Below are 8678 nucleotides of genomic sequence, written 5' to 3' on the forward strand. Positions count from 1 at the left end.
TGGCCCAAATAAGCCAAGATTATGAACCGCCCCAAATAAGAAAAATAAATATAAAAAAACGCTTTCTTCTGAATGCCTACAACAGAGCTCAACTCAGATTGTGTAGCGTCCATGTCAATTCTTGTGGAATCATATTCTGTAAAACAGGTTGCAATGCTTCAGCATTATTACCACTTACATAACATTCAATACGTGCAACATTCTGACGTATTTGGTCACATAATAACTCATTTTTTATTAAAATACGGGCTGTTTGTCGGGCAACTGCTAATCCCGAATCAACCAGTGTGAATTGGTTATCAAAAAGATGATGAATTGCTTCATTTAAGAACGGATAATGTGTACAACCGAGTACTAAATAGTCAGCCCCTTGATCGGCTGCAGGCTGTAAAACCTCTTTTAATGCATTTAAACAAACAGGACTCATTTGCTGTCCTGCTTCTACACAAGGAACAAGCTCCAGATTGGTTAAAGTCATGACTTTAACACCCGCTGGAACAGCAAATTTTTCCACAACATCTTTAATGAGTTGCCCACGAAAAGTAGCAGGCGTTGCCAACACTGCAACTACTTTAGAACGGGTTTGTAATACGGCAGGGTTTAATGCCGGTACTAAACCAACAATGGGAAAGTGCTCGCCATAATGTTCACGTAAATGGTCAAGACTAAATGCTGAGGCAGTATTACATGCCACGACTGCAATTTTACAACCTTGGCGGTATAACCAGTCGACAGCGCGAGCGGTAAGCTCTCTAATTTCTTCATCAGAACGAGGGCCATAAGGAACATAGGCTGTATCGGCATAATACACAATATGTTCGTTTGGCAAATATCTGGCAATTTCTGCTGCAACTGACATACCTCCAATACCTGAATCAAAAATACCAATTGGGGCATCTGCCGATGCTTTAGGCATAGATTCTAATTCAGTAAATAAAGGCTGTATGGCAGTCATGGCAGTACTAAAGAGTGTCGGAAAATTTCACTCTATAAAGCTTAAACCTCAAGTGCCTAATTGCAAGTGCAAATTACCACTTTTTAACTGCAAAATGGTTTCGCCTTTATCATTTTCGACCAGTGTTCCGTAGTTTACGAGATGATAGAAAGCCTGACGTTGAATAAGCGCATTAATACCAAATCGGACATGCACGTATGGGCGTAATTCTCCTGCATATTCGCGCATAAAAATCGGGTGTTCTGCATCAACTAAAATCACATCTTGATTGGTGGTAGTCAGTTGCAAAAACTGATCACCTGAAATTTCAACCTGAACGACCTGATTGACCAATAAAGGTTCATCTTCAACTTCGATTTCAATTTGTTCTACAGGGGTTTTCAGGTAGAATTTACCCTCTTCTTTCCATAGGACTTTGGTAAACAAATCCAATAGAGCTTGGCGCTTGATTAATTGACCTTCGTGCCACCATTCTCCATTGGCTTTAACCGTTAAATCCATTTTACCGCAATGCTTTGGATGCCATTGCTCTAAAGGTGGGATTGACCTTTTGTGACTTTGCTGTACACCTTTTAAGTATTGTGCAATGTTCATTAAGTTTTTATCATCAGATAACGGTATTTTTCCCATATCCGATGGGGAATTATTTTGATTTACCATAGTTTATGCCTTGCTGACGAGAAAATATGACGACTCAGCCAATTGGCTAGATCATGGTTTAAAACTATACTAGCCAAAACGATAAAAGGCACAATAGCATATTTGCGCCTATGGATTAAAACTCACGGCAGCACCGGATGATCTGACATTACGGTTGCCACCTTTAAGTATTGAGGAGTCCTACATGGAACACATCGAACGCGAATCGATGGAGTTTGACGTTGTCATCGTAGGTGCAGGGCCTGCAGGTCTATCTGCTGCGATTAAGATCCGTCAATTAGCGATTGAGAATAACTTACCCGATCTTTCAGTTTGTGTAGTTGAAAAAGGCTCTGAAGTAGGTGCGCATATCTTATCTGGTGCTGTACTTGAACCGCGTGCTATTAATGAACTTTTCCCAAACTGGAAAGAAGAAGGTGCGCCTCTTAACGTGCCTGTAACTGAAGACAAAACTTTCTTCTTGCTTTCAGAAACTACGTCTAAAGAAGCACCTCACTGGATGGTTCCAAAAACCATGCACAATGACGGTAACTATGTTATCTCGCTAGGTAACGTTGTTCGCTGGTTAGGTCAAAAAGCTGAAGAATTAGAAGTTTCTATTTTCCCTGGTTTTGCTGCATCTGAAGTGCTTTATCATGAAGACGGTACTGTAAAAGGTATTCAAACTGGCGACATGGGTATTGGTAAAGATGGCGAACCAACGCATAACTTTACTCCGGGTTATGAGCTTCACGCTAAATACACCCTCTTTGCTGAAGGTTGCCGTGGTCACTTAGGCAAACGCCTCATTGCGAAATACAACCTTGATAAAGATGCTGACCCTCAGCACTACGGTATCGGGATTAAAGAACTTTGGGAAATTGACCCAGCAAAACATAAGCCGGGCTTAGTGATGCACGGTGCAGGTTGGCCATTATCTGAAACTGGTTCTTCTGGTGGTTGGTGGTTATATCACGCTGAAAACAACCAAGTGACTTTGGGTATGATTGTGGACTTGTCTTATGAAAATCCACACATGTATCCATTTATGGAAATGCAGCGCTGGAAAACTCACCCACTTATTAAACAGTATTTAGAAGGTGGTAAGCGTATTTCTTACGGCGCACGTGCTGTAGTGAAAGGCGGTTTCAACTCATTGCCTAAATTGACTTTCCCAGGTGGTTGCTTAATTGGTGATGATGCAGGCTTCTTAAACTTTGCAAAAATCAAAGGCTCACACACTGCCATGAAATCAGGCATGTTATGTGGTGAAGCTGTATTTGAAGCGATTGCTGCTGGTGTAGAAAAAGGCGGTGACCTTGCGATTGCTCGTGTTACTGAAGGTGAAGATTTATTCGTTAAAGAATTAACTTCATACACTGACAAATTTAACAACAGCTGGTTAAAAGAAGAGCTTTATAACTCTCGTAACTTTGGCCCAGCAATGCATAAATTTGGTCAATGGATTGGTGGTGCATTTAACTTTATCGACCAGAACGTCTTTAAAGTTCCATTCACTTTGCATGATTTGAAACAAGACTTCGCTGCATTGAAAACTGTTGATGCAACGAGCTTTAAGCCAAACTATCCAAAACCAGATGGCAAGCTTACATTTGATCGTTTGTCTTCGGTGTTTATCTCAAACACTGTACATGAAGAAAATCAGCCAGCTCACTTGAAGCTTACTGATCCTTCAATTCCAGTGAATGTGAACTTACCAAAATGGGATGAGCCTGCTCAGCGCTACTGCCCTGCTGGTGTTTATGAAATCATGGAAAATGATGATGGTTCTAAACGCTTCCAGATTAACGCAGCAAACTGTGTTCACTGTAAGACTTGTGATATTAAAGACCCATCTCAAAACATTACATGGGTAACGCCTGAAGGCGGCGGTGGTCCGAATTACCCTAATATGTAATAAAAAAGCCCCGAATAATCGGGGCTTTTTTATTAGTATCCACTTATTGAAAAGGCGGTATTTTGATACTTTTAGATTAAAATTCTTTTTATAGAAAATAAATGTGCCTAATAAAAATAAGCTAAGAAAACCAAAATTACGTGCTAGATCAATATACCAAGCTGATTTTCCAAACAATAAATCAATCATTAGCATAAATCCCATGAATCCTGTATGTAAGATGAGGCTATTATTAATTTTTGATTCTGGAGCAAAAGATGTATTTCTATAACCTAATATAATTGAACCGAGAATTATAAAAGTGAATAAAATTATTGTAGCCATAGTCTCAGTTAACCAAGAAACTTTTATACTTAACAAACCAGCAAGACATGCGAACCAAAGGAAAATAAATAAGCTTCGTTTTAGAAAATAATCTTTCATTTTTATATGCCATTTATATACTTAATTTTATAGATTATATAATGATTCTTATTTGTAAAAAATTATCATTTTAAAATAATTTAAATGTTTAATGGCTCCCAACACTATTCATTAGAAGCCTTATTTATTCTATTAACCCTTTTTCACCAGATAATGAAATTCTTTATGACCATTTTCATCTAAGCGTTCTTCTTGCAAAAGTAACTCGTGACCTAAATGCATACAAAATTTAGGAATATCCCACGAAGTCGAATTGTCTGTTGCGAAGACCTCAACCACATCTCCAGACTTAGATTTACGAATGGCTTGATGCAACATCATGACAGGTTCCGGACAACGTAAACCACGCGTATTGAGTTGTACAGTAGGTGAAATAGGTTGTTCTGACATAACAAACTCGAACAAATAGAATTTTCACATTTTAGCATAAACCGATCACTGACTTATGAACTGTAACTGGTGTTTACATAACAATATGTGTTTTGTCTTTTACTTTGTTTTATAGATGCATAAGGGCCTTTTCTTCGGTATGATCAATGTATTCATTTGATACATTGAGTCTTTAGGAAAGATCATGCAAGAGGAACCGAGTCCGTCGTGGGGAATGCGAGGCTTACGAAAGTGGTTAGGTACAGCGCCCGAAACCCGAGATGAATTATTAAAACTAGTCCAAAATTCACGTCGTTTTTTAGAACCTGATACTGTTGCCATGCTTGAAGGTGTTCTTGACCTTCCTGCTACAAAAATTCGTGAAGTTATGACGCCACGAACAGCAATGATCAGTATGCAAGAAGATGATCAGTTACTTGATATTCTTCACGTATTGGTTGAGTCTGCTCATTCACGTTTTCCAGTTTTCTCAGCTGACCAACCCGATAACGTCGTCGGTATTTTATTGGCAAAAGATTTACTGCCATTTTTGACTGAACCGAATACCAAATTAGATATTGGCTCGCTTATGCGCCAGCCATTATTTGTGCCTGAAAGCGCACGTTCAGATCAAGTTCTTCGTATGCTCAAACATACCCAAACCCATATCGCAATTGTCATTGATGAATATGGTTCAACGGCTGGTCTTGTTACGCTTGAAGATATTCTTGAAGAGATCGTTGGTGAAATTGAAGACGAACATGATACTGCTGATGAAGATGCTCAGTACATTGTTCCAGATAACGACCATACTGTAGCGAATGCATGGATGGTGCAGGCACTTACACCAATTGAACACTTCAACACTGTTTTAGATGCTGATTTTTCTGACGATGAAGTAGAAACTGTCGGCGGTTTATTGCTTCAAGAAATTGGTCTAGTCAGTGATTTACAAGGTCAGACAGTTGAACTTGGAAAATGGTTATTTACGATTGTTGAAGCAGATGCCCGCACTATTCATCTGATTCGAGCTGTACGTCAATGAGAGCATACTTTGAAAAGCTGTTAGATTCTTCGCAACAACAAAAACAGCTTCCATTAATTTTTCCATTGCTCATTGCTTTATTTTCAGGTGCCGTGTTTAGTTTTGCACTGGCACCTTATTATTGGTGGTGGCTGGCAATTTTGTCTCCTGCCCTACTCTATGCAACATTACATAAACGCTCAGCCAAACAAGCATTTGCGATTGGTTGGAGTTATGGTTTTGGTTTATGGTTTGTAGGGGCTTTCTGGCTCTATACATCTATCCATGTATACGGCGATACCAATGCCTTTTTAAGCGTATGTATGATTGCTGTTATGGCTCTTGTGATGGGGTTATTTACAGCATTCCAAACTTGGGTTTATCGACGCTTCTTCCCTGAAACACCGCTGACTTTCGCCCCTCTCTGGATTGTTTTTGAGTGGGCTAAAACTTGGGTGTTTACAGGTTTCCCATGGCTATTTGTAGGGTACGCTTTTACCGAACGTTTACTTGATGGCTATGCACCGCTATTTGGTATTTATGCAATTTCTTTCGTGGCAATTGTATTGGCGTGTGCTTTAGTTGAAGTTCTGCGTAAGCGTATTTTCTGGGTTATTCCTTCTGCCCTATTAGTTTTAGGTGCATGGGGAGCATCATATATTCAGTTTGTACAACCTAAAGCGGCTAAACCGCTTAGTGTTTCGCTTATTCAAGGTAACATTCCACAAGATTTAAAATGGCTAACCGAATATCAAGTTAGAACATTAGAAATTTATGCAGGTTTAACTCAATCTGAATGGGGCCGTGACCTCATTGTATGGCCTGAGTCTTCAATTCCACTCTTCCAAACCGATATTGAACCGTTTTTGGATGCCATGGATGCACAAGCGAAAAAGAACCATACCGCTTGGGTAACCGGTATTCCTTATTGGGATGTTGCAAAATCACATCAAGTCGGCAGTCCTCTGTATTACAACAGTATTATGGCGTCTGGCAGCGATTCAAGCGGCCTTTATAAAAAGCAGCGTCTTGTGCCGTTTGGTGAATATATTCCGCTTTCAGGTTTACTCTCTTGGGTGTTACCAGCCATGCAAAATGATATTAGCATGAGCGGTTTTACACGTGGTGAGAGCAACCAGAAACCACTCTTAATTAAAGGGCATGCGCTTGCTGCTGCAATTTGTTATGAAGTGGCATATCCAAACCTGACACGACGTAATGCAGAAGATAGCGACTTCTTGGTGACTGTATCTAATGATGCTTGGTTTACGGGTACTGCTGGCCCATGGCAACATTTACAAATGGTACAAATGCGCGCGAAAGAAAATGGTCGCTGGTTTATTCGTGCAACCAACACAGGTGTAACAGCATTTATTGATCAAAATGGTCATATCACTGAACAAGCACCGATTGATAAAGAGTTTGTCTTGAGAGGTGATTTACCGGCTATGCAAGGCCAAACTCTCTATAACCGTTTAGGTGATTATCCAATTTTAGGATTTGCAGTATTACTGTTGGTTTTAGGTTGGATCTATCGTCCACGTAAAGTTGATGTGTCTTATAAATCACGTCGCTAAGTTATAATAGCTTTGTACCCAGAGGAACTTCAAACTCTGGGATACAAAGTGCAACATCCCCATCTGCGTTATGAAACCCTGTCACTAAGCATTCTGACTGAATAGGACCAATTTGTTTTTTAGGGAAATTCACGACAGCAACCACTAATTTATCAATCAAGTCCTGCGGTTGATAAAGTTTAGTAATCTGGGCACTCGATTTACGTACACCCAATTCTTCACCAAAATCTACATGCAGAATATAAGCAGGTTTACGCGCCTTTTCAAAAACCTCAGCTTGAATAATTTTACCTACACGAAGCTCTACTTTTAAAAAATCATTCCACTCGATTTGTTCCATTTACTTTTCTCATATTCTTAAATATCTGATTTGAAGCATATAATATGTACAAATAAAGAAACACCCTCTTTTTATTTTCAGCTCTCAAAATTCATGTTAAATTAAATCTGCTGACTCAAAAGCCGTAAACGTTTACGTCAATCAACGTTCCAACATACCTCCAACAAGGCTTGGAGCTATTTATTCAAAATATTTTTATATTTTGAATGGCGCGGGCGTTTGTTGGTTTACGGAGTCAAAATGGAAAACCAAAAAACTTTCTATAATTTTAAGAAACTTCCAAGTCGTTATACAGCTATTGTTTTACCTTTTCTTCTATCCATCATTATGACTTTTGTAGTGTCCATGGTCAGCACTTTACGAAGTTTAGGACTAGAAGGCTTTTCTATAAATGTCTGGATGTCTGCATGGGTCATTTCTTGGTTAATTGCTTTTCCAACGCTGCTTTTAGTCTTACCCGTCGTCCGTAAAATCACAGCACGATTGGTTGAGCCTGCTTAAACAAAAAAATAAAACGTAGATACTGCCTCTACGTTTTATTTAAAAATTTGGTTTTAAATATCACTAAAAAGCGATTGATAATTCTAAAGATAAATAAGCAACTAAGCTTGATAAAAAGACCATAGGTACATAGCGATAAGCTTTAAAAACTAATTGCTCATATTTAGAAGAGATCTGTTTAGCTTGCCATACACTCGCTTTTAATGCCATAAAGAAGCTCACCATTAACCACGCGCTCACAATACTTAATGCGAAGAAACCAATCATGATTTGGCTGCTACCTTCTGTACTCAGCCATAGTTTTAATGAAACTTCAGCAATTGGTAATAATGCTAAAATCAATAGGACAGACTTAAGCATCGCCCAATGAAACTGGTTTAGTTCATCAAGTACGAGAAATGCTTTCATTTAATCTCTCCTATAAGTTTATAAAGTGCTTTTTTATTTATTATGCAAAGCTTTTATTTAAATAGACCTCTTGCGAAAGTCGTTATTGCAAGTTCATCCGATTTACCAGTGCAGCGATTAAGTTAATGCGTAAACCGAATCTTTTCCGTCTATTTCGATAGCGTTCACTTAATATTCTAAATGTTTTCAATTGACTATTAATATGTTCGATCACAACTCGTATTTTTCCAATCATTTTATTGTACTTTTTCTCAACATCAAATAAGGGTAAATTCTTCTTTTTCTTTATTGGCATCAATAATTTAAAGCCATCTTGCTCTAATCCGTAGTACCCTAAATCGGTCATAACATATTTACAATGTTTGAATTTTTTAACCGTTCTTCTTGCCAATTTAATGTCATGCTGACTGCCATTCGATATATCTAGCCCTATGATTTGTTTGCTGTTCGGATGATAGATCACTTGTGCTTTTAGCGTATGTTTCTTCTTTTTACCACTGTAGAACTTACTCTGATTTTTTTTT

At 38.6% G+C, this 8678-nt stretch carries 9 protein-coding genes and 2 pseudogenes; 4 read left to right on the forward strand and 7 right to left on the reverse strand.

Annotated features, from left to right (window positions below; genetic code table 11):
• Nucleotides 1–88 precede the first annotated feature (88 nt).
• Together murI and J576_RS04040 are read right to left on the reverse strand one after the other, a co-directional pair.
• Nucleotides 89–955 carry a glutamate racemase gene (murI, locus tag J576_RS04035; protein WP_031959255.1) on the reverse strand — a complete coding sequence of 289 codons (867 nt, stop codon included), beginning with the start codon at nt 953–955 and terminating at the stop codon, nt 89–91.
• Between the two features lie 48 nt (nt 956–1003).
• The gene (locus J576_RS04040; protein WP_033855511.1) at nt 1004–1615 is read right to left on the reverse strand and encodes a DUF1285 domain-containing protein; all 612 of its coding nucleotides are present in this window, start codon (nt 1613–1615) and stop codon (nt 1004–1006) included.
• Between the two features lie 184 nt (nt 1616–1799).
• Between J576_RS04040 and J576_RS04045 the strand changes: the two genes are divergently transcribed.
• Nucleotides 1800–3512: an electron transfer flavoprotein-ubiquinone oxidoreductase gene (locus tag J576_RS04045; RefSeq protein WP_002053275.1), complete on the forward strand. Its 1713-nt coding sequence runs from the start codon at nt 1800–1802 to the stop codon at nt 3510–3512.
• A gap of 43 nt (nt 3513–3555) precedes the next feature.
• Here J576_RS04045 and J576_RS20395 read toward each other — a convergent pair.
• Nucleotides 3556–3935, reverse strand: a pseudogene (locus tag J576_RS20395) (hypothetical protein).
• 132 nt (nt 3936–4067) lie between these two features.
• Nucleotides 4068–4325: a sulfurtransferase TusA gene (gene tusA, locus J576_RS04050; protein WP_002053527.1), complete on the reverse strand. Its 258-nt coding sequence runs from the start codon at nt 4323–4325 to the stop codon at nt 4068–4070.
• A 184-nt stretch (nt 4326–4509) separates the two neighbouring features.
• On the opposite strand from tusA, the gene J576_RS04055 reads away from it, so the two are divergent.
• The gene (locus tag J576_RS04055; RefSeq protein ID WP_002156911.1) at nt 4510–5349 is read left to right on the forward strand and encodes a CorC family transporter; all 840 of its coding nucleotides are present in this window, start codon (nt 4510–4512) and stop codon (nt 5347–5349) included.
• Nucleotides 5346–6905 carry an apolipoprotein N-acyltransferase gene (gene lnt / locus J576_RS04060; RefSeq protein ID WP_002156963.1) on the forward strand — a complete coding sequence of 520 codons (1560 nt, stop codon included), beginning with the start codon at nt 5346–5348 and terminating at the stop codon, nt 6903–6905. The genes J576_RS04055 and lnt overlap by 4 nt, the downstream gene beginning before the upstream one ends.
• Nucleotide 6906: 1 nt before the next feature.
• Here lnt and J576_RS04065 read toward each other — a convergent pair whose 3' ends face one another.
• Nucleotides 6907–7245, reverse strand: coding sequence for a tRNA-binding protein (locus J576_RS04065; protein WP_002156976.1), 339 nt, complete (start codon nt 7243–7245; stop codon nt 6907–6909).
• 240 nt (nt 7246–7485) lie between these two features.
• On the opposite strand from J576_RS04065, the gene J576_RS04070 reads away from it, so the two are divergent.
• Nucleotides 7486–7746 (forward strand): DUF2798 domain-containing protein, encoded by a 261-nt coding sequence (locus J576_RS04070; RefSeq protein WP_002156931.1) that lies wholly within the window; start codon nt 7486–7488, stop codon nt 7744–7746.
• 63 nt (nt 7747–7809) lie between these two features.
• Here the strand turns inward: J576_RS04070 and J576_RS04075 are convergent, their stop codons facing one another.
• Nucleotides 7810–8154, reverse strand: a complete 345-nt coding sequence (locus J576_RS04075) for a hypothetical protein (RefSeq protein WP_033855512.1) — start codon at nt 8152–8154, stop codon at nt 7810–7812.
• A gap of 82 nt (nt 8155–8236) precedes the next feature.
• Nucleotides 8237–8678 (reverse strand): annotated as a pseudogene (locus J576_RS19515) (IS5-like element ISAba27 family transposase); the annotation flags it as partial.

This window comes from Acinetobacter sp. 766875, assembly GCF_000582055.1.
In the GTDB taxonomy this organism is placed as follows: Bacteria; Pseudomonadota; Gammaproteobacteria; order Pseudomonadales; family Moraxellaceae; genus Acinetobacter; species Acinetobacter nosocomialis.

Coding starts and splice junctions, on each gene's coding strand:
- lnt (WP_002156963.1), top strand. CDS start 5,346: ATGAGAGCATACTTTGAAAAGCTGTTAGATTCTTCGCAACAACAAAAA.
- murI (WP_031959255.1), bottom strand. CDS start 955: ATGACTGCCATACAGCCTTTATTTACTGAATTAGAATCTATGCCTAAA.
- J576_RS04040 (WP_033855511.1), bottom strand. CDS start 1,615: ATGGTAAATCAAAATAATTCCCCATCGGATATGGGAAAAATACCGTTA.
- J576_RS04070 (WP_002156931.1), top strand. CDS start 7,486: ATGGAAAACCAAAAAACTTTCTATAATTTTAAGAAACTTCCAAGTCGT.
- J576_RS04075 (WP_033855512.1), bottom strand. CDS start 8,154: ATGAAAGCATTTCTCGTACTTGATGAACTAAACCAGTTTCATTGGGCG.
- J576_RS04065 (WP_002156976.1), bottom strand. CDS start 7,245: ATGGAACAAATCGAGTGGAATGATTTTTTAAAAGTAGAGCTTCGTGTA.
- J576_RS04045 (WP_002053275.1), top strand. CDS start 1,800: ATGGAACACATCGAACGCGAATCGATGGAGTTTGACGTTGTCATCGTA.
- tusA (WP_002053527.1), bottom strand. CDS start 4,325: ATGTCAGAACAACCTATTTCACCTACTGTACAACTCAATACGCGTGGT.
- J576_RS04055 (WP_002156911.1), top strand. CDS start 4,510: ATGCAAGAGGAACCGAGTCCGTCGTGGGGAATGCGAGGCTTACGAAAG.